The following is an 18,733-nucleotide window of genomic DNA, read 5'->3' as shown; positions in this document are numbered from 1 at the left end:
CACGTCCGGTTCGCCGACGGAGACAGTGTTGCGACGATGGGTCGACGGGATCGGGCCTCGTCCTCACTCGATACGGGTGAGGAGACCGACCGGCTACACGCGGATCTCCCGCCGCAGCCCACTCGCTCGGAGCACCTGCCGTGCCACGCCCGCGCGTACCGCATCCTCGGTCCCGATGATCCGCACGTGCGACCGCGCACGCGTGATCGCGGTGTACAGCAGTTCGCGGGTAAGCAGCGCCGATCCGGAATCGGGCAGCACCACCGAGACGGTGCCGTACTGACTGCCCTGGCTGCGGTGGATCGTCATCGCGTAGACGGTGCTCACCGCCGGGAGCTGACTCGGGCGCAGTTCGAACGGCGTCTCGCCGCGTGCGAACGCCGCGACGAGTTCGTCGCCGCGCCGCACGACCACGCCGGTGTCGCCGTTGTAGATCTGCATGTCATGGTCGTTCGCGGTGACGAGCAACGGCCGGCCCGGATACCAGCTCTCGGGATCGAGTCGCTGCCCCGCGGCCTCCCCGATCCACTCGGCGGCCTGCCGCGCCCACCACTGCACGCCGGCCGGGCCGTCGCGGTGCGCGCACAGCAACCGATGTTCCTCGAACCGCTTCAGCGCCGTCTCGACGTCCCCCGTCTCGGCGGACTTGGTGACCTCGGCGGCGGAGCGGACGATGTCGTCGCGTAGGGCGTCGAGGTCGGAGGGGGCCACGAACGAGACCTCCGGGTCGCCCCTGCGCAGGATGTCGAGCACCTCGTCGCCGGCGCCCTTACGGACGGCCACCGCCAGCTCGGCGATCGCACCACCGAAGCGGCGGCCGCGACTCAGCCGCACGACACCGCCACCGAGCCGGGCGCGTTGGGCCGGAGTGAAGGCCGCCTCGGCGGGGTCGTCGGCGGCCGCCACATCGCGGGCGACGACCCGTTCGAAGACCGGATCGAGGGTGCCGCTGACCGGGCGCCCCACGAGGTCGGCAAGCACCGCACCGGCGTCGACCGAGGCGAGCTGGTCGGGGTCGCCCACGAGGACGAGCCGGGTGTCGGGCCGCACCGCCTCGAGCAGGCGGCACATCATCGTCAGCGACACCATCGACGTCTCGTCGACGACGATCACGTCGTACGGCAGGTGGTTGCCCGCGTGGTAGCGGAAGCGGGTGCGGCCGCGCTGCCAGCCGAGCATCCGGTGCACGGTCATGGCGGTGAGATTCGGCGGCAGACCCAGCTCGGTCTCCTGCTCGCGCACCGATTCCTGGAGGCGCGCAGCGGCCTTGCCGGTGGGAGCGGCCAGGCCGATGCGCAGTTCGTGTCCGTACAGGCGGGTGAGCAGCGCGAGGATCCGCGCCACGGTGTGGGTCTTGCCGGTGCCCGGCCCGCCCGCGATCACCGTGGTCGGTCGGGTGGCGGCGAGTGCCGCCGCGACGCGCTGACGATCGGGTGCCGGCGCGGGCCGGGAGGGATCGTCGGGATGGTGGAACAGCTCGTCGAGTGTCGCCGCGATGCGCTCCTCGTCGAGGTCGGGGAACGTCGCCGTGCGCTCGGCGAGCACCCGGCGGATCGTCTGCTCCTGCCGGAAGTACCGGTCGAGATACAGCAGCGGACCTTCCGCGGTATCGACGAGACGCAGCGGACGCAGAGGTCCGCGGTCGCCACCGACCACGAGGGGGCTGCGACGCAGCGCCGCGAGCACGTCCTCGTCGCGAGGCCACGGCAGGCTCGCGGGGTCGACGACGGGATGGCCATCCGCGTCCTCGTCGACCGTGACCTCGCGGAAACGGGTGAGGTCGAGGCACACCGACCCGGATCGCACGGCACGCACTGCCAGCGCGGTGGCGAGATGCACGTGCGGGTCGTCCTCGCCGCCGAGCGCCGCGAGTCGCAGGGCGACGTGCACGTCGGCGGCGGAGAGTGCGCCCACCTCGTTGAACTGCCGCAGAGCGCCCTTGCCGCGCTGGGCGATCCGAACGTCGGTCATGGACTCGATCACGAAATCATGGCCTTTCCGGCGAGGAGGTCGGACAGGTCGGTGACGAGATCGGCCGGCGGATGCCAGTCGAACACGCCGCTGCCGGGTGGACTGTCCGGTCCGGCCATGCCGCGGACGAACAGGTACTGCACACCACCGAGGTGGGCGTGCGGGTCGTAGTCGCGCATCCGCCACCGCAGATAACGGTGCAGGGCAACGGAATAGAGCAGAGCCTGCATCGGATAGTGCGCGCGGAGCATCTCCGCCGCCATCGACTCGCGGGTGTAGTGGGCGGTGGTCAGTTCGTCGACGGGCGCGAGCCGGTTGGTCTTGTAGTCGACGACGACGAATCGCGGACCGTCGGTGCGCAGCACGGCGTCGATACTGCCGTTGAGGTAACCCCGCAGCGGCACGGACTCGAGGGTGCGCACCAGATCGGCGTAGGTCGCCATCGGATCGTCGGCGGGCAGGTGCCGGCGCAGCAACCCACCGACCGCGTCGAGGGTGACGGTGACGGGCACCGGGCTGTCGCCTCCGGTGAGCGGCAACTCGAAGTCGAGTTCGGAGAGCCGGTCGGACGGCGTGAAGTCGGCGAGGGTCCGGCCGAGTGGCCCGAGCGGGGTGCGCATCACCGGGAGCAACGCCGCCGCGAGCTGGACGGGGTCGATCGGCGACATCTGGCGTCGCACCGTCTCGTGGCAGCAGTCGAGTAGTTCGGCCTCGAGGTCGGCGGCGGAGGTGTCGACGACCTCGAGGACGGCGTGCACCAGCGTGCCGAAGATCGTGCCGCCGGGCAGTCCGTTCATCGGTGACGGAATGCCTTCGCGCGCCGCTTCCGGTGCGCTCAGCGGAGGCTCGGCAGGCTCGTCGGTCGTCACCGGTTCCTCCACCTCACCGCTCACCACGGGCGCATCGTGCACCGAGGCGGTGAGCGCCGAATAGGAGGTCCTGCGCCAGTTCTCGTCGACGACCCGATCGAAGCGCGCGGCGGCGAGTGGGCCGGTCTCCACGCGGGGGCGGGTCCAGCGCAACACCGGAATCGGGTGCGGCCCGACCGCTTCGGCGGCGATGACCCCGTCGGCGCGCGCGGCCCACCGGTCGAATTCCTCGGCCATGGCCTCGTCGTGGCCGATCCGGCCTTCCGCGGAGACCTCTGCCGAACCGGGATCGCGGGCGAACAGCAACCGGTGCAGCGGAGACCGCGAGGTGGGGGTGGACGGCGCCCACCAGAGGGTGAGCGCACACTGCGCGCGCGTCACCGCCACGTACAGCAGGCGCAGTTCCTCTCCCGCCTCCTCGAGTTCGTGCTGACGCCGCCGCGCGACATAACCGGGACCGCTCTTGCCGCCCACATCGAGGATGCGTCGGCCGTTCTCGTGCAGCAGCAGCTTGTCGGGCTCGGGGTTCTTCGCGGCATCCCACCCGTAAGGGACGTGGACGACGGGGAATTCGAGTCCCTTGCTGCCGTGCACGGTGAGGATCTGGACCGCCGCGGCGTCGCTGTCGAGGCGCCGGATCCGGTCGGCTCCACCTCGGTCGGGGTCGTTGATGCGATCCTCGAGCCAGCGGGTGAGTGCGGCCAGCCCCAGCGACTGTGCCGAGGCGACGTCCTCGAGCAGCTGTGCGACGTGCCGGATGTCTGTGAGGGTGCGTTCCCCGGACGGCTGATCGAGGAGGCGGGCCTCGACCGAACCGAAGGACGCGAGGCGTTCGAAGACGGCGGCGAAGCCGGTGCGGGCGTAGACGTCGTTCAGTTCGCGGAGCAGTCCGCCGACCTCCACGACCAGCGCTTCGCCCTCCGAATCGATGTCGGTCATCGTGCGGCCGAGCAGCGGGGTGAGCGCGGCGAGCCGGACGCGATCGGCGCGATGGGGCTGCTCGAGCGCATAGAGAACCCACAGCCAGTGCTGTGCGGACGGTGTGGCGAACACACTCGTGCCCCCGGCGACCACGCACGGCACGTTCGCCTTCGTCAGCGCGTCGTGGACGAGCGTCACCTGTTTGTGTTTGCGCACGAGGACCGCGATGTGCCCGGGTTGCACACGCTCGGGCCCGGAACCGAGGTCGACGGTGACGTTCTCGTCGTCGAGCAGGCGCACGATGTCGGCCGCCACGTCGCGAGCGACCCGCCCACGTAAGCCGTCGAGGTTCTGCGGGAAACCCCAGTCGTTGAGCGGACCGGCACCGGCGCGGGGCAGGTGACGCACCCGCAGGGACGCGATACCCGAAAGCCGGGAATCGGCGGCTGCCGCCTTCACCGGGTTCACCACGATGCGGGGATCACCGAGAGCCGCACCGAGATGGACGTGTTCGAGCGCCCGGACGAGATCGCCGTCGCTACGCCAATTGGTGGTCAGCTCGCAGTAGGTGTCGGATTCGGAGACGGCGTCGAGATAGCTGAGCACCTCCGCGCCGCGGAAGGCGTAGATCGCCTGTTTCGGGTCGCCGACGAGCACGAGCGTGCTGTGCCCGTGGAACGCCCGGCGCAGGATCTCCCACTGCTTGGGGTCGGTGTCCTGGAACTCGTCGACGAGGACGACGGAGAAGCGCGCACGCATCCGCCGGCAGGCGGCGTCGCCGTGCTCCGGATCGCCGAGCACCGCGTGCAGTAGGGACAACTGGTCGTCGAAGTCGCGCAGTCCGAGCCGGCGCTTGCGCCGTTCGACCTCCTCGCGGACCGCACGCGCGAATTCCACACGCTCGCCTGCCGCGGTGCCGTCGGCGTCGTTCGGTGCGAGTTCGGCCTGCGGGTCGAAGATCGCCTCCTTCGCGGCGACGGCCGCCTCGGCGTAGGTGATGGGGGCCTGTCCCCTGCCGTAGCGCCGCAGGTAGAGATCGTCGACGACCTCCACCCGCAGGTCGTCGACGTCCTCGACAACCGTGACGTCGGGTTCGCGTTCACCGGCGATCCCGAGTTCGTCGAGCATGCGGCGGCAGAAGCCGTGCGTGGTGGAAATGGTGCCGGAGTCGAAGTCGGACAACGCCTGTCGTAGGCGGGCCCGCCGCGCGTCGACGTCCTCGCTCGCGAGATGACGGACGAGCATGTCGGTGCTCGCCCGCGCGCTCTCGGGATCGGCGAGGGCGGTGGCGACCTGCGCGAACCGGTTCCGGGTACGTTCGCGCAGTTCCTGCGTCGCAGCCCGGCTGAAGGTGACGAGCAGCAGATCCGACAGGTGGGCGCGCCCTTCGGCGACGAACCGGGTGGCGAGCCCGACGATCGCGTACGTCTTCCCCGTTCCCGCGCTGGCCTCGAGAACGGTGGTGCCGCTCGGGAGCCGGCCGAGCAGATCGAAGCCTGCCGGCGGCGGACCGCCCGCGGCGCGCGGATCGGTGATGGCGGTATCGGGCACGCTGCGTCCTTCTCTCACGGGCGTCCCTGGTTCTCGGAGGCGAGCAGGGGTTCCCACAACCGTCGGGCGAGCACACCGAAACGGGTGGGGTCGTCGAACCAGCCGGCCTCGACACCCTCCGGTGCGTCGGCGGTGAGCTGCCCGAACGTGACGTCGGGCCCGTACAGATACTGCACGTGACGGTCCTTGCCGTCGCCGAACGCGCCACCGAACGCCTTCCCGGCGGCCGACAGTGCCATCTCCACGGAATCACCGCGGTGGCGGCGATCGGCGTACTCGGCCGACGCGCCCGTCACGAGCGGCAGCGGCCGGCACAGTCCACGATCGCGCAGATCGACGAGTGCGGCGAGCAGCGCGACGGGATCGGCGGGAGCCAGAAGGGTCGAGCGCCAGGCCGGATACGAGCGCGAACGGCTGCGCCCCGTGGTCACCGCACGCCACTGTCCGGGATGACCCGAGGCGACGACGGCGAGCAACCGGATCCATGCTTCCAGCCGGTGTTTCGGGGACAGCTTGGAATAGGTGCTGCGGGCCAGTACCTCGCCGTGTACACCTCCGACGGTGCCGGTGAGCCGACGACCGTCGCCGAGATCGACGCGGATGTCGACGGTGCGGGCCTGCCCGGTGTGCACACCGGCGCAGGCGTGCACGAGGCGGTCGACGTTGTCGCTCACCGCGTCGAGGGTCCTGCGGCCGAGCGCGAACGGCGGGAGCGTGCCGCGACGCCATTCCGCGTCCTGGAAGGCACCCGCGGACATGCCCGCCAATCGCGCTTCGAGCATGCGGTCGCCCAGTTGCCACTGGGCGAGACCGTCGAGTTCGACGTCGAGTGCGTCGGCGATGCCCTCGTCGGTGTCGGGGATCCGCAGACCGAGTCGCTGCCGGAGGAATCCCTGCGTCGGATGTGTCAGGAAGGAAACGAGTTCGTCGAGATCGACATCGGTGCGTGCCGGGGCCGGAAGGTCGTCGACGAGGAGCGCACCCGACCGGTCGCGCTCCACCGAACCTCCTTGTCCGGCACGGGCTCCCGCGAGTGCGGTGACACCGAACCCGAACGGGTCGTCGGCCCGGAAATTGCGCGGATCGAAGGGCTGCAGGGGATGTCTCCGCACGATGCGCTCGTCGTCGACGTCGACTCCCGTCATCGTCGACACCACGTCGCGCACCTCGGTGAGCGGAATCGCCGGTGGGCGCAGTGCTCCGGTGACGGCGTCGGCGCCGGTGTGGAACAACAGCACACGCTCCTCCGCGGCCATCAGCGCGTCGAGCAGCAGCTGCCGGTCCTCGCTGCGCGGATCACGCTCTCCCACACAGGGATTCTGGGTCAGGACATCGTCGCCGTCGATGTGGGCCGTGCGGGGGAAGACGTCGTCGTCGAGACCGAGGAGAACTACCACGCGATGGGGCACCGAGCGCATCGGCACCATCGTGCACACGGTCAGTTCGCCGGTACGGAAGTTCGAGCGCGACGGACGCCCGGCGAGCCGGGAGGAGAGCATGGACCGGACGTCGCTCAGGGACAACTGCGTGTCGCCGGCGTGCTCGACGGCGTCGCCGATCTCGCGCCGCGCGCGGGTGAGCTGCCATGTATCGGCGGCGGGAACGTCGGCGAGCAGATCGATGCCGTAACCGAGTTCGTCCGACCACCGCCCCGCCGGGTGCGGGCCGCGCAGCCGGAGCAGCACCACCGTCAGCCGGTCGATGAACTCGGCGAACCGCCCGGCGAGGTCGATGTCGTTGCTGTCGACGTCGTCGAGGGGCAGCGACAGGGACAGCCACTCCCCGTCCGCGCCGTCTGCGGCGACACCGAGCAGGATACGGTCGAGTGCCGCACCGAAAGTGTTCTGCATGAAGTCGCCGAGACCGAAACTCTTGCGCTGCCACGGGCCGAGACCCCAACGGGCACCGGTCTCGGTGGTCCACTCCTGCAGGCGCTCGAGTTGATCGTCGTCGAATCCGAACTTGCGGCGCACCGGGGCGGAGGCGGCGAGATCGAGGACTTCGCTGGCGGTGACCCGGCCGTCGGCGAGCGCGAGCAGTTCGGACACCACCGCAAGGATCGGATCGGTGCGGCGCAGGCCGCGATCGGCGAGACGGACCCGCAGCGTGTGGCCGGGATGCTCGCCGACCCCGGCACCGAAGGCGGCATGGACGAGCGGCGCGTACGTCTCGACGTCGGGGCACATGACGACGACGTCGCGCGGTTCGAGCGTGGGGTCATCGCGGAACAGGTGCAGCAGGCACTCTCGGAGCACCTCGACCTGCCGGGTGGGGCCGTGGCAGGCATGGATCATCACGGTCCCGTCGGGCGCGGCCGATCCGTGTGCGGGGGCGCGGTCGTCGCGGAGATCGGCCTGCAACCGGCCGAGGAGCGTCGCCGGCGGCCGGGGTGAGGGATGCGGAAGGTCGGTGCACTCGAGGCCGGAGAGCCGGCTCTGAAGTTCGCGCACGTCGCGGCCGAGCGCGGCCAGCAGCGGGTGCTGCACCCCGAGAGCGCTGTGGTCGTCGGCGCGACGCATCGACTCCGGACGCCGGGTCAGTCCGTCCCACATCACCGGGCTCGGATGCGGAAGCCAGATGTGCACGTCGCGGTGGTGCCCGAGCGCGGTCAGCACCTCGACGAGGACGGTGTCGAGGCGGGTGGGACCGAAGATCGAGAGTCGTTCGGGCAGGTCGACGACGTCGGGGTCGTCTCGCAGCCGGCCGCACAGTTCGTCGAGTCGCTGCGACGGGCTGTCGACGCCGATGCGGGCGCGCAGCCGTCGCCACAGCTCGGCTTGCCAACGCAGATGGTCGTCGAGAGGCGCACCCGTGCCGTCGGTGTCGTTCCCCGCCGCCCACTGGGAGATCATCCCGGGGCGCTGGAGTCCGTAACTGCGGAGAAGGCCGGTGAGATGCGCTGCGGTGGCGTACCGGCGTCCGGCCCGGTGGTCGTCGGCGCCGTGACCGAGATGCCGCGCGAGGGTGGCGCACCACGGTTCGCCGACGCACTCGTCGATCACCCCGAGCAGCGACCACAACATGCGGGAGGGATGCCACGGATCGTCGTCGGCGGTGATGCCGGAGGCCGCGGCGAGCGCTTCGTCGACGAGGCGGGACGGGGACGGGAAATCGATGTTGGCGGCCACCCCGTCGCCGGCGGAGGAACCGAGCGTTCCCGACAACCGCTGGGTGAGCCATCTTTCGACACCGCGCGCGGGCACCGCGACGACCTCCCGCGCGAACGGATCGTCGAGGGGCTCGGCGAGCACCTCGGCCAGCGCATCCGCCAGGATGCCGGTGCGCTCGGCACGGTGCAGTATCAGCACGCGTCGCTCCCCCTCGTCGTCGCTCGTTCCCGTCCGGTACGGCTTATCACACCGCCCGGACAGGCGACTGCGTCGCAGGTCGCGAGTGCTCCGTGCCGGAGGTTGCGGGCGCTCCGTGCGACGGACGAGCTACAGGACGGGACGAACCCCGCCGGGAGAGACGCCGAAGACCGCCATCGATCGCGTACCCGCGATCGAGACGACGTCCCCGGCACGAAGTGGAGTACGGGGACTGCGGACCTGGCGATGATTGACGCGGACGAGACCTTCCATGAGCAGCGCCGCCGCTTCACCGCCCGAGCCGGCCAGTCCGCTCTCCTGGAGGAAACCGAACAGGGAGTCGCGCACGAGTGCCTCCATGACACCTACGGTCCCCTCCGGAGGCGACGATGCCTCCTCACACGGGGTCCGTGCGGGTGCACATCCGATGAACACACGGCGAACACCGGCGGCCGGGATTCAGGTCTCGGTCGAGATGTCGAACAACGACAACTGGTTCCTCGTCATCTCGGCAGTGATATCCGCGCGGTAGCGCTCCCCCAGATTCTGTGCGACATGGGCAGGGCAACCGAGTTCGCTGCCGATCTGCTCCCAGGTGTATCCGGCCTCGCGGCGTTCCCACGCGTAGCCGCCGTCCTCGTCCCACGGCATCGACATGATCCGATGGTGGCCTGGGTCACACCCCTCTTCAACGACCTGACCCGGTGTGTCGCCGACGAATCCGGCGGGAACGACGATGCCGCCGTACCTCGGAAGAGGAACGACGGCATCGGACCAGGTGATCCGTCGATCGGAAGCCGATCGATCGGGCGCCCCTGCGAATCAGTTCTCCGTGAGCCACTTGTCGAGGTCGGTCCGATCGTTCTGGACGATGTTCTCGACGAGCTGGACGATCAGGCCCTCGATCTGCCCACCGACGACAGGAACCTTGACGGTGGCCTCGCCACGCACCTCGATCTCGGTACCGCCGTCCGCGTTGCCACGAAGCTCCGAACGGGCCGCGATCGTGATCGGCAGCCCCGACGTGCTGCCGGCGAGGGTTCCCTGCGCCGTACCGCCCCCGAGTCCGCCCCATTCGTCGGTGCGCTCGATGATCAGAGGTCCTCGCACCACGCCCCGGACGACCGCGGGCAGCGCGGAGGTGTCGATCTGGTCGGAGACCTTCGCGCGGAAGGTCCCGGGACCGGAGCCGACCTCGAGCTGCGCCACGCCGGTCTGGCTCGCAGCCAGTCGGCTGTTCCAGAAGTCCTCGCTGGTCAAAGCGCCGTGGACGCGTTCGACGCTGTGGTCGAGCGTGGACGTGAAAACGAATTCCTTGGACATGACCGGAGACGATATCCTCCCGCTCGGATCTGGACGAAACGGGCCTACCGGTGTCGTTCTGCCACGTCAGAGAACAGCGACGAGGGTCGCCGCCGCTCCTCCGACGACACCCACCAGAGCGAGCCCGGCCGCCAGGGATCCTGCGACCACCGCGGCGGCTGCGAATCCGCAGACGGCGAGGACGACGAACATCAGCATGCCCGCGATCGGGTGCTCGAGCAGGGCCGGCATCTCCTCCGTCGCCGGAGGTTCCACCTCCCTCGACGCCACGGCGGCCGACGGCGGGGCCTCGACGGACCGCGCGCCGATCGTCTGCGCCGGAATGTCGGCCGACTGCGACGGAGCAACCGTCGCCGGAGCGGTGATCACGTCCGTGGGCATGACGGGTGCTGCCGTGGTCATCGTGTCGTCCCCGCTTTCCTTTGTGCTGCTTGCGGCCGTCTCACGGTCGCCGATCACCTGAGGAGTCAGGCGGACCGCGTCTCGTCCCGGCCTCGATCTCTCACGTCAAGGTGTGCTCCGAAGTTTCCCCGCGAGTCACCGGCTCAAACCGAGACCCGTGCGACTCGCGTGCGCAGAGTGGTCACTGCAGCAACGAACCCGACCAGAGGGTGTGTTATGGATCACATAGACGTTAGCAGTTACGGGGGTCGGGTAGCCGACAGTTGTCACGTCATTTCTCGATGGATGTGAATTCGTCGGTAGATCACCGACTCTTCCAGTGCGAAGGAGGCGAACGCACGATGACCGAGAACCGAACTCCCGCGTTGCTCACCCAGTTGCGCACTCTCCACGAACTGACCCATGCAGAGACCCAGGTCGCCGAAACGCGTGTCGCGCAGGCCCGAACCGAAGCGGTACGCAAGGAGCTGACCGAGAACGCCGAGAACTGCCGCATCCGTGCGGTGGCGATCGAAGAGGCGATCCGCGATCTGGGCGGACTTCCCGATGTGGTCGGGCCGTTCATCGGCCGCGCCGCCATCATGGTGAAGACCCTCACCGAGCAGGCGCAGCCGTTCGACGAAGCACTGCTGTCGGACCTCGCCCTCGAACATCAGCTCCTCGACCGTGCCCGCTACGTGAAGGCACTGGCCATCGCGGGCGGACACAAGTCGATCGTGTCGCTGGCGGACCGTCTGATCACGGCTCACACGGCGACGGTCGAGTGGCTCACCACCGTCATCGCGGAGGAGGCGCTCGGTGGTCCTGCCGCTCTGCGTCGCACTCCCCTGCAGGCCGCGGCCGGCGCAGCGGTGCGCCTGGTCAACACGCCGGTCACCTGGTCGGCGCGCAGCATCGATCGAGCGATCGATGTCGCCCGCTCGACGCGTCCCCGCATCGAGTCGCTGCTCTCGCGCGGCGCGCATGCCGGTGACGTCGCAGCCAAGACCATCGGTGCCTCGCGCGATGCGGCTCTCGAGACGGCCGAGCGCGTGAGCCGTCGTGAAGGCGCCGACGGCACCGCCGACGCTCTGCACAAGGCACGCAGCGCCTCGGGTGTCCTCACCGAGGAGGAGTTGCCGATCCGGAACTACGACGATCTCACCGTCCCGAAGGCCGTGGCGGCGGTCAAGGAACTGACCGAGCCCGCGGACATCCGGGCGATCGTCGCCTACGAGGAAGCGCACAAGGCACGACACGGTGTTATCTCCGCGGCCCAGACCCGTCTGGCCGCCATCGCGCAGGAGGTGGTCGGCATCTGATCCGCCGCACCCCAGTCACGTCACACGATCGCCGGGTCCCTCGTGGGCCCGGCGATCGTCGTCACTGTCGCGGGCCCGGCGACCGTCGTCACTGTCGCGGACCCGGCGACCGTCGTCACTGTCGCGGACCCGGCGACCCATCGTCACCGCCGGTGTCGGTCCCGCTCACAGCGGGTACCCGGCCTCTGCGTTCATCAGAGAGGACACACCATGACCCGCATCCTGTTCGTCGTCAGCTCCGCCGATCATTGGACGTTGCAGGACGGCACCCGCCATCCCACGGGCTTCTGGGCGGAGGAACTCGTCGAGCCGTACACCGTCTTCGACGAAGCCGGCTACGACATCACCGTTGCCACTCCGGGCGGCCGCACGCCCGTCGTGGACCAGGCCAGCCTCGAACCCGACGCCGCAGGCGGTGAGGACCGCGTGGCCGAGTTGAAGTCGTCGCTCGAGAAGCTGCAGCCGGTGCTCACCGGTGCGGCGGTGCTCGAGGACCAGCGGGCCGAGGACTTCGACCTGCTGTTCGTGCCCGGTGGCCACGCCCCGATGGAGGATCTGGCCGTCGACGAGCGGTTCGGTGAACTCGTCCGGCACTTCGTCGAGGCCGACAAAGTGGTCGCGATGGTGTGCCACGCCCCGGCTGCCCTGCTTCCCGCCCACGAGTCCGGCGGTCGCTGGTTGTTCGAGGGTTACAGCCTGACGGCGTTCACGAACGTCGAGGAGGTCCAGGCGGGACTGGCCGACAAGGCACCCTGGTTGCTGCAGGACCGCCTGCAGGAGGCCGGGGCCGTCTTCTCGTCCACGGACGCCTGGCAGCCGCACGTGGTGGTCGACCGCGTCCTGTACACGGGCCAGAACCCGGCCTCCTCGCGGCCGCTCGCCGAACGCATCGTCGCCGATATCCCCGCGCGCGCTACGTCGTGACCTTGCGGACGAAATCGATCGTCCGCTCGAGCGCGGCACGCGCATCCGGTGTCGACAGATCGAACTGGTACTCGTGTGCCAGTTCCGGTGTGTGGTCGTCCGGATAGAACAACGCATCCACCTGCACACCCAGTCCGGTGAGCCGCTGCGCGAGCCTCTCGGACTGGGTGGCGGTGAGCGGATCGGCGTTGCCACCGGAGATGTAGGTGGCCGGGAAGTTCTCGGTGACCGAGTTCAATACCGACATCTGGCCCGCCGCATCCGAAGTGGCGAACTCCCGGGCGCCGGTGTAGGCCCACATCGCCTGCTCCACGCCCCATCCGGTCAGCCCGCCGCTCCCACCGATCGCGGACAGGTCGTAGATGCCGCAGTTGAGCACGACACCGCGAACGTTCTCCCGAGTGAACGCCGGGTCGACACCGAGGGTCGCGGCGTAGTCGGGGTCGGTGATCGCCGCGGCGATCTGCGCGGACAGTTGCGCCCCGGCCGAGTCACCGGCGAGCACGATCCGCTCGGTGTCGATGTGCAGTTCGTCGGCGTGCTCGAGCAAGTAGCGCTGTGCATCGACGAGTTGCCGCACCGGGGTCGGATAGCGGTGGCCCGGTGCGAGCGAGTAGCCGACCGACACCACGGTGAATCCGGCGGCCGCGAGACGCCGGTAGTAGCCCGCGTAGTTGGTGCGGTTACCCGACAACCACGCGCCACCGTGCGTCCACACGATCGTCGGCAGCGCCTCGGTGGTCCCCGGCGGTGTGTACACGTCGAGATAGGCGTCCGGGTCGTCCTCCCGATAGTGGAGGTCGGCGACGAAGTCCGTCTCCGGAGCGTCCACCGCGAGCTTCGCGGTCTGCTCCCGCGCGTCGCGTTCGAACACCTTCCGCACCACCAGTGATCCCGGCACGGGGGTGAGGACGAACGCCGCCGCCACGACGACGAGCACCACGACGAAGACGATCAGGATCCATCGACCGACGCGCCGACGCGGCGCTCTGTCCGTACTGCCCTCCGACACCTGTCACTCCTACCCGGGTCACGACGCGCCCGGGCGGATCCGGACCGAACGATCATGTCAAACAGTGCGGCGGGATGCGGGTTCTCGGGCGGGGCGTCCGCGCCGCGGACCGTCAGGGTTGTTCGCTCAGCGCCTGCAATCGGGTCTCCTCGAGGTCGAGGCGGCGCTGGGCCGCACCGAGCGTCTGCGAACTGTAGGTACCGCGCGCCCGGCCCTCGAGCAGGGCCCCGCGTTCGGCCGCGATGGTGAGCAGCCGCAGTGGTCACGACGACGAGAAGGACCCCGAGTCCGCTGATGGCCTTGAAGTTCCGGCGGAAGTCCTGGGCCGGCATGCTCAGCGCGGCCGAGTACAGCCGCGATGCTCACGGTGCCGGCGATGCCGACCACTGCCATGAGGGCCAGTTCCATTCGGATCATTGTGCTCGCTCATGACCCCTCGGCCGCGGAGCGGTGCACGTGGTGTTCGTCGTGCGTAGACGGATATCGCGGGCTTTCTCGTTGAATGAGAAGAATCGATCCTACGAGCCGTCATCGCTCCCACACTCGTGGAACACATCGGTGTCCCACGCGCGCGGGACGGCGACGACCACGCTGAGGAGAACCCTATGGCCTTGCTCGACGAAGCCCTGTGGACGGGAAAGATCCATCTCGACGGCTGGCGCCCCGGCAACGGCGGCACCACGAAGGTCACCAACCCCGCGACCGGGGAACAAATCGCCGAGATCGGCCTGGCCGACCCCGATGACGTCTACGCCGCCGCCCGCGCCGCCGCCGCCGCGCAGAAGTCCTGGGCCGCCACGGCGCCGTCCGAGCGTGCGGAGATCCTCCGTCGCGCCGGCGAGAAGTTCCGTGAGCACGCCGACGAACTCATCGGCTGGGGACTCCGCGAGGCCGGGTCCATTCCGGACAAGGCCGCCATGGAGGTGTTCGGTTCCGCCACCGAGTGCTTCGAGGCGTCGGCGCTGCCCACCCATCCGCACGGTGAGTACCTGCCCTCGGACAACGGTCACTGGTCCATCGCGCGCCGCCTGCCCGCCGGCGTCGTCTCGGTGATCGCGCCGTTCAACTTCCCGTTGCTGCTCGCGATGCGCTCGGTTGCCCCGGCTCTCGCCCTCGGCAATGCGGTGCTGCTCAAGCCGGATCCGCGGACCACCGTCATCGGTGGTGTCGCCGTGGCCCGGATCTTCGAGGAGGCCGGACTACCCGCCGGTGTGCTGCAGGTGCTGCCCGGTGGTGGTGACGTCGGCGCCGCGACCGTCGATGCTCCCGAGGTGCGGGTGGTCTCGTTCACCGGATCCACCGCCGCCGGACGCCACGTCGGCAAGGCCGGCGCGGAACATCTCAAGCGCACCCACCTCGAACTCGGCGGCAACAACGCGATGATCGTGCTCCCCGGCGCCGACGTCGATCTCGCTGCCGGTGTCGGAGCGATGGGATCGTTCTTCCACCAGGGCCAGATCTGCATGACCACCGGCCGGCACCTGGTGCACGAGTCCGTCTACGACGACTACGTGCGTGCCCTCGCCGCGAAGGCGGATGCGCTCGTCGTCGGCGATCCCGCAGGCGGCCCGGTTCACCTGGGCCCGATCATCGACGAGCGTCAGCTGGCGAACATCGACACGATCGTGCAGGACACCGTCGCCGCGGGCGGCACTCTCGCTGCCGGAGGCACGCACGAGGGGTTGTTCTACCGGCCCACCGTCCTGACCGATCTGACCACCGAGATGCCCGCCTGGGGCCAGGAGATCTTCGGTCCCGTCGCGCCGGTGCTGAAGTTCTCCGACTCGGACGAGGCCGTCGAACTGGCCAATGCGTCCGAGTACGGCCTGTCGGTGAGCATCGTCGGCGACGTGGGACAAGCGATGAAGATCGCCGACCGGATCCACTCGGGCAAGATCCACATCAACGAGATGACCGTCGCCGACGAGGCCAACGCTCCCTTCGGCGGGGTCGGGGCATCCGGTACCGGTTCCCGTTTCGGCGGTCCGGCCGCGAACATCGAGGCGTTCACCGAGACCCAGTGGGTCACGGTGCGTCCCGACATCGCGCCCTACCCGTTCTGACGCAGATCGCGAATCGGCCGGGCGAGCGTGTGCTCGCCCGGCCGTTCTCGTATGCCCGACAGGACTATTCGGCGAAGGTGAGTCCGCGGGCGGCTCGTTCCTCCACCGCCGCGGCCGTCTCCTCCGCGATCAGGTCGGCGTTCACGGCCGCCCCTGTCATCACGCCGGCGCCTGCAGCGACCACGACCACCGCGGAGAGGTCGGCGGAGTTGCCCGCCGCCCACACGCCGGGCAGAGCGGTCTTCCCCGTCGGATCGGTCTCGATGAGGGTCCCTACGGGATGGTCGGTGACCGTTCCGCCGAGCTGCTCGTACAGGTCGGCGCGGGCGACGAAACGCGGTGCGACCACCACGGCGTCGACCTCGACCTCGGTGCCGTCCTCGAGCACCACGGCACGGACCTCCTCGCCGTCCGCTCGCAGTTCCGCGACGGTGCCGTCGACGATCCGCACGTCGCGTGCCTCGAGCTGGTCGCGGGCCTCGCTCTCCAGGGCGGGCGCCGAGTGGGTGAAGAAGGTGACGTCGTCGCTGAGCTGACGGAACAACAGGGTCTGGTGCACGCTCATCGGCCCCGACGAGATCACGCCGACGCGCCGGTCCCGAACCTCCCAGCCGTGACAGTACGGGCAGTGCAGGACACTCTTCCCCCACAGTTCGCGAACTCCGGGCAGGTCGGGCAGCTCGTCGACCAGTCCCGTCGCGAGGATCAGTCGACGTGCCTGCACGGTGGTGCCGCCGGAGAGACCGATCTCGAATCCCGTGTCGCTGCGACGAGCGGATTCTGCTCGTGCGGACAGGATTTCGGCGCCGTATCCGGCGGCCTCCTTCCGTCCGAGAGCCAGCAGTTCGGTCGGCGCGATGCCTTCGTGTCCGATCACGTTGTGCGCGGCCGCGGCAGGGGCGTTGCGCGGTTCTCCGGCATCGACGACAAGCACCGAGCGGCGTGAGCGTGCCAGCGCTGTGGCGGCACTCAGTCCGGCGGAGCCGCCGCCGATCACGACGACGTCGTAACCGTCTTGTGTGGGGTTCTCCTGGGTGTTCATCGGTTCTCCTCCTTGATTACCTGTGCGATCCACACGGTTCGGGATCCACGCACCACCAGATCTGCCCGGTGCAGCACCGAGTCGGGACCGTCGCCGACGAGTCGATCGAGCGTGTCGAGATCCTCGTCGGACACGGCGTTGTCGAGGCCGGTCCGCATCCGGCTCAGCACCGCGTGGGCGTATCGGCGTGCGGTGTCGTCGACGTCGGCACCGAGTTCGTCGCGGCGCATCTCGACCATCCCGAACCCGGCGCAACGCAGGTTGTCGCTCCAGTCGGGCCACCTGTTCCACCCCCGGGACGCCGCGGCCTCGTGACATCTCGCTTCGAGTCCCGGCGTACCGATACCGATGTCGTCGGGCAGGAATCGTGGTTGCGACTCCATCTCGGTGACGACCACCGTCCCCCCGGGTGCCATCGCCTCGGCGAGTTGCCGGAGCGTTGCATCCGGATCCTCGATGTGGTGCAGGGACAGCGCCGCCCAGGCGAGGTCGATCGCACCGACTGCCGGAAGTCCTGCATCGAGGTCGGCCTCGACGGTCCGGATCCGATCACCGAACCCGTTGTACGCGGCGGTCTTCCGGAGTCGTTCGAGCATCCCGGCGGACCGGTCGAGAGCGACGAGCTGCGCGTGGGGGAACCGGCGCGCCAGGGCGAGTGTGCCTGTTCCTGTGCCGGCGCCGATGTCGACGACGGTGCGCGGTTCGCGCTCGAGCTGTCCGGCGACCCGGTCGAGCAACGACTCGAAGTAGGGCCGGTTCATCGCGGCGTCGAGGTCGAGCACCTCGGCCATCGACTCGTCGTGCGCGTGGTCGTGCGGTGCGTGGTGGGCGTGGTGGTGCATGACTCCACGTTAGGACGCGTCATCCAGTTTCGGCATACACTATTGCCTATGGAGCAAGAATCGTCCGATCTGGACCAACTCATCCGTCAGCGCATCCGCAGCCTGCGGCTCGCGCGGGGGTGGACCCTCGACACTCTCGCAGGCCGGTGCCACATCAGCCCGTCCAACCTGAGCCGCATCGAGACGGGCCGTCGCAGGATCGCACTCGACCAGCTCGTTCCCATCGCGCGGGCACTCGACACCACGATCGACCAGCTCGTCGAATCCGGCGAGGACCAGGACGTGGTGATCAGGCCCCAGGCGTGCGACACCCCGGGGTACACGACCTGGCTGTTGTCGCGGGAACGATCACTGGGCGGCGTCACCATCGCCAAGATGCGGATCACGAAGCAGGAGCCGGTGCCGGCCGACACGCTCCCCGTGCACCCGGGGCACGAATGGTTCACCGTCCTGACCGGCACCGCCCGGCTCCAACTCGGCGAACGGACGATCCTCATCCAGGAGGGCAACGCCGCCGAGTTCTCGACGATGACACCGCACGCCATCAGCGCGCACGACGGACCGGTGGAGATCCTCACGATCCTCGATCAGAACGGGGAGCGTGCGCACCTGCGCAACCCCGCATCGCACTGAAAGGGCCGGGTTCGCCCGTCAGGCGTACAGGCGATCGACGAACGCGCCGAGATTCTCGCGGACGCGCTCGGCCTTCTCCTCCGGCTCGAGATCCTCGCGGTACCGGCTGCCCAGTGCGGGCTTCTTCTTGCCGCGCGCGTACAGCGAGCACTGCAGGTCGATGCACATGTAGGTTCCGACCGCGTTGCCCGCTCGACCCGCATCGCCGACCTTGTTCGCCGTCATCAAAGCGATGCCACCCCGGGTGTGGGTGGTGAGGCAGATCGTGCACATCTGCGTCTTGCCCGAGCCCTGCTGTTCGAACCGCATGGCGACACCCACGAGTTCGCCGTCGCGGGGGACCACGATGTAGCCGCGACCGGGGAACGACGGGTCGGTCCAGCCGAGGAAGTCGAGTTCGTCCCACGGCCGGTCGTCGAGATCGCGCGGCACCGGAAGCCGCTTCGCATCACCCTTGGAGCAGTTGACGAAGGATGTTCGAATGTCCCGTTCGGTGAGCGGGTCCATGGCGGGGACCACCTTTCGTTCGCGTATGTACCGATCCGAGGACGGTACGCGCACCGCTCACACC

At 69.3% G+C, this 18,733-nt stretch carries 15 protein-coding genes; 4 read left to right on the top strand and 11 right to left on the bottom strand.

The features are described from left to right. Window positions 1-93 precede the first annotated feature (93 nt). From recD to NVV99_RS22720, 7 genes are all read right to left on the bottom strand, one after another. Window positions 94-1,971, bottom strand: a complete 1,878-nt coding sequence (recD, locus tag NVV99_RS22750; RefSeq protein WP_024103308.1) for an exodeoxyribonuclease V subunit alpha — start codon at window positions 1,969-1,971, stop codon at window positions 94-96. Window positions 1,972-1,979: 8 nt separating this feature from the next. After that, window positions 1,980-5,312: a UvrD-helicase domain-containing protein gene (locus NVV99_RS22745; protein ID WP_024103307.1), complete on the bottom strand. Its 3,333-nt coding sequence runs from the start codon at window positions 5,310-5,312 to the stop codon at window positions 1,980-1,982. A 14-nt stretch (window positions 5,313-5,326) separates the two neighbouring features. Then, window positions 5,327-8,620: an exodeoxyribonuclease V subunit gamma gene (gene recC / locus NVV99_RS22740; protein WP_024103306.1), complete on the bottom strand. Its 3,294-nt coding sequence runs from the start codon at window positions 8,618-8,620 to the stop codon at window positions 5,327-5,329. A gap of 129 nt (window positions 8,621-8,749) precedes the next feature. Next, entirely contained in the window at window positions 8,750-8,980 is a 231-nt protein-coding gene (locus NVV99_RS22735) for an RNA-binding S4 domain-containing protein (RefSeq protein WP_019287993.1), read from the bottom strand. Window positions 8,981-9,079: 99 nt separating this feature from the next. Beyond that, window positions 9,080-9,277 carry a hypothetical protein gene (locus NVV99_RS22730; RefSeq protein WP_019287992.1) on the bottom strand — a complete coding sequence of 66 codons (198 nt, stop codon included), beginning with the start codon at window positions 9,275-9,277 and terminating at the stop codon, window positions 9,080-9,082. 165 nt (window positions 9,278-9,442) lie between these two features. Then, a complete protein-coding gene (locus tag NVV99_RS22725; RefSeq protein ID WP_024103304.1) occupies window positions 9,443-9,943 on the bottom strand; it encodes a DUF2505 domain-containing protein in 501 nt (166 codons plus the stop codon). A 66-nt stretch (window positions 9,944-10,009) separates the two neighbouring features. Continuing rightward, window positions 10,010-10,345 (bottom strand): hypothetical protein, encoded by a 336-nt coding sequence (locus NVV99_RS22720; protein ID WP_041804008.1) that lies wholly within the window; start codon window positions 10,343-10,345, stop codon window positions 10,010-10,012. A 341-nt stretch (window positions 10,346-10,686) separates the two neighbouring features. Between NVV99_RS22720 and NVV99_RS22715 the strand changes: the two genes are divergently transcribed. Continuing rightward, window positions 10,687-11,646, top strand: coding sequence for a hypothetical protein (locus NVV99_RS22715; RefSeq protein WP_006550653.1), 960 nt, complete (start codon window positions 10,687-10,689; stop codon window positions 11,644-11,646). Between the two features lie 210 nt (window positions 11,647-11,856). Then, the gene (locus NVV99_RS22710) at window positions 11,857-12,570 is read left to right on the top strand and encodes a type 1 glutamine amidotransferase domain-containing protein (RefSeq protein WP_024103301.1); all 714 of its coding nucleotides are present in this window, start codon (window positions 11,857-11,859) and stop codon (window positions 12,568-12,570) included. Here NVV99_RS22710 and NVV99_RS22705 read toward each other — a convergent pair. After that, on the bottom strand, window positions 12,560-13,582 hold the full coding sequence (locus NVV99_RS22705; RefSeq protein WP_024103300.1) for an alpha/beta hydrolase: 1,023 nt from the start codon (window positions 13,580-13,582) through the stop codon (window positions 12,560-12,562). The genes NVV99_RS22710 and NVV99_RS22705 overlap by 11 nt on opposite strands. Before the next feature lie 605 nt (window positions 13,583-14,187). Between NVV99_RS22705 and NVV99_RS22700 the strand changes: the two genes are divergently transcribed. Then, complete coding sequence (locus NVV99_RS22700; RefSeq protein ID WP_024103299.1) at window positions 14,188-15,645, top strand: benzaldehyde dehydrogenase; 1,458 nt, start codon at window positions 14,188-14,190, stop codon at window positions 15,643-15,645. A 64-nt stretch (window positions 15,646-15,709) separates the two neighbouring features. Here the strand turns inward: NVV99_RS22700 and NVV99_RS22695 are convergent, their stop codons facing one another. Continuing rightward, window positions 15,710-16,687 (bottom strand): NAD(P)/FAD-dependent oxidoreductase, encoded by a 978-nt coding sequence (locus tag NVV99_RS22695; protein ID WP_024103298.1) that lies wholly within the window; start codon window positions 16,685-16,687, stop codon window positions 15,710-15,712. Further along, complete coding sequence (locus NVV99_RS22690; protein WP_024103297.1) at window positions 16,684-17,529, bottom strand: trans-aconitate 2-methyltransferase; 846 nt, start codon at window positions 17,527-17,529, stop codon at window positions 16,684-16,686. Before NVV99_RS22690 ends, NVV99_RS22695 begins: the two co-directional genes overlap by 4 nt. A 48-nt stretch (window positions 17,530-17,577) precedes the next feature. On the opposite strand from NVV99_RS22690, the gene NVV99_RS22685 reads away from it, so the two are divergent. After that, window positions 17,578-18,162, top strand: coding sequence for a helix-turn-helix domain-containing protein (locus NVV99_RS22685; protein WP_019287984.1), 585 nt, complete (start codon window positions 17,578-17,580; stop codon window positions 18,160-18,162). An 18-nt stretch (window positions 18,163-18,180) separates the two neighbouring features. Here NVV99_RS22685 and NVV99_RS22680 read toward each other — a convergent pair whose 3' ends face one another. Beyond that, a complete protein-coding gene (locus NVV99_RS22680) occupies window positions 18,181-18,669 on the bottom strand; it encodes an FBP domain-containing protein (RefSeq protein ID WP_006550660.1) in 489 nt (162 codons plus the stop codon). Between the last annotated feature and the right edge of the window lie 64 nt (window positions 18,670-18,733).

It is taken from the genome of Rhodococcus sp. PAE-6 (assembly GCF_025290685.1).
Taxonomy (GTDB): Bacteria; Actinomycetota; Actinomycetes; order Mycobacteriales; family Mycobacteriaceae; genus Rhodococcus; species Rhodococcus pyridinivorans.
This window is presented reverse-complemented; position numbering and strand designations above follow the sequence as displayed.

Excerpts from the sequence above, each read along its gene's own strand:
- recD (WP_024103308.1), bottom strand. The coding sequence starts at position 1,971 with ATGACCGACGTTCGGATCGCCCAGCGCGGCAAGGGCGCTCTGCGGCAG.
- NVV99_RS22735 (WP_019287993.1), bottom strand. The coding sequence starts at position 8,980 with ATGGAGGCACTCGTGCGCGACTCCCTGTTCGGTTTCCTCCAGGAGAGC.
- NVV99_RS22730 (WP_019287992.1), bottom strand. The coding sequence starts at position 9,277 with ATGTCGATGCCGTGGGACGAGGACGGCGGCTACGCGTGGGAACGCCGC.
- NVV99_RS22725 (WP_024103304.1), bottom strand. The coding sequence starts at position 9,943 with ATGTCCAAGGAATTCGTTTTCACGTCCACGCTCGACCACAGCGTCGAA.
- NVV99_RS22720 (WP_041804008.1), bottom strand. The coding sequence starts at position 10,345 with ATGACCACGGCAGCACCCGTCATGCCCACGGACGTGATCACCGCTCCG.
- NVV99_RS22715 (WP_006550653.1), top strand. The coding sequence starts at position 10,687 with ATGACCGAGAACCGAACTCCCGCGTTGCTCACCCAGTTGCGCACTCTC.
- NVV99_RS22710 (WP_024103301.1), top strand. The coding sequence starts at position 11,857 with ATGACCCGCATCCTGTTCGTCGTCAGCTCCGCCGATCATTGGACGTTG.
- NVV99_RS22700 (WP_024103299.1), top strand. The coding sequence starts at position 14,188 with ATGGCCTTGCTCGACGAAGCCCTGTGGACGGGAAAGATCCATCTCGAC.
- NVV99_RS22695 (WP_024103298.1), bottom strand. The coding sequence starts at position 16,687 with ATGAACACCCAGGAGAACCCCACACAAGACGGTTACGACGTCGTCGTG.
- NVV99_RS22690 (WP_024103297.1), bottom strand. The coding sequence starts at position 17,529 with ATGCACCACCACGCCCACCACGCACCGCACGACCACGCGCACGACGAG.
- NVV99_RS22685 (WP_019287984.1), top strand. The coding sequence starts at position 17,578 with ATGGAGCAAGAATCGTCCGATCTGGACCAACTCATCCGTCAGCGCATC.
- NVV99_RS22680 (WP_006550660.1), bottom strand. The coding sequence starts at position 18,669 with ATGGACCCGCTCACCGAACGGGACATTCGAACATCCTTCGTCAACTGC.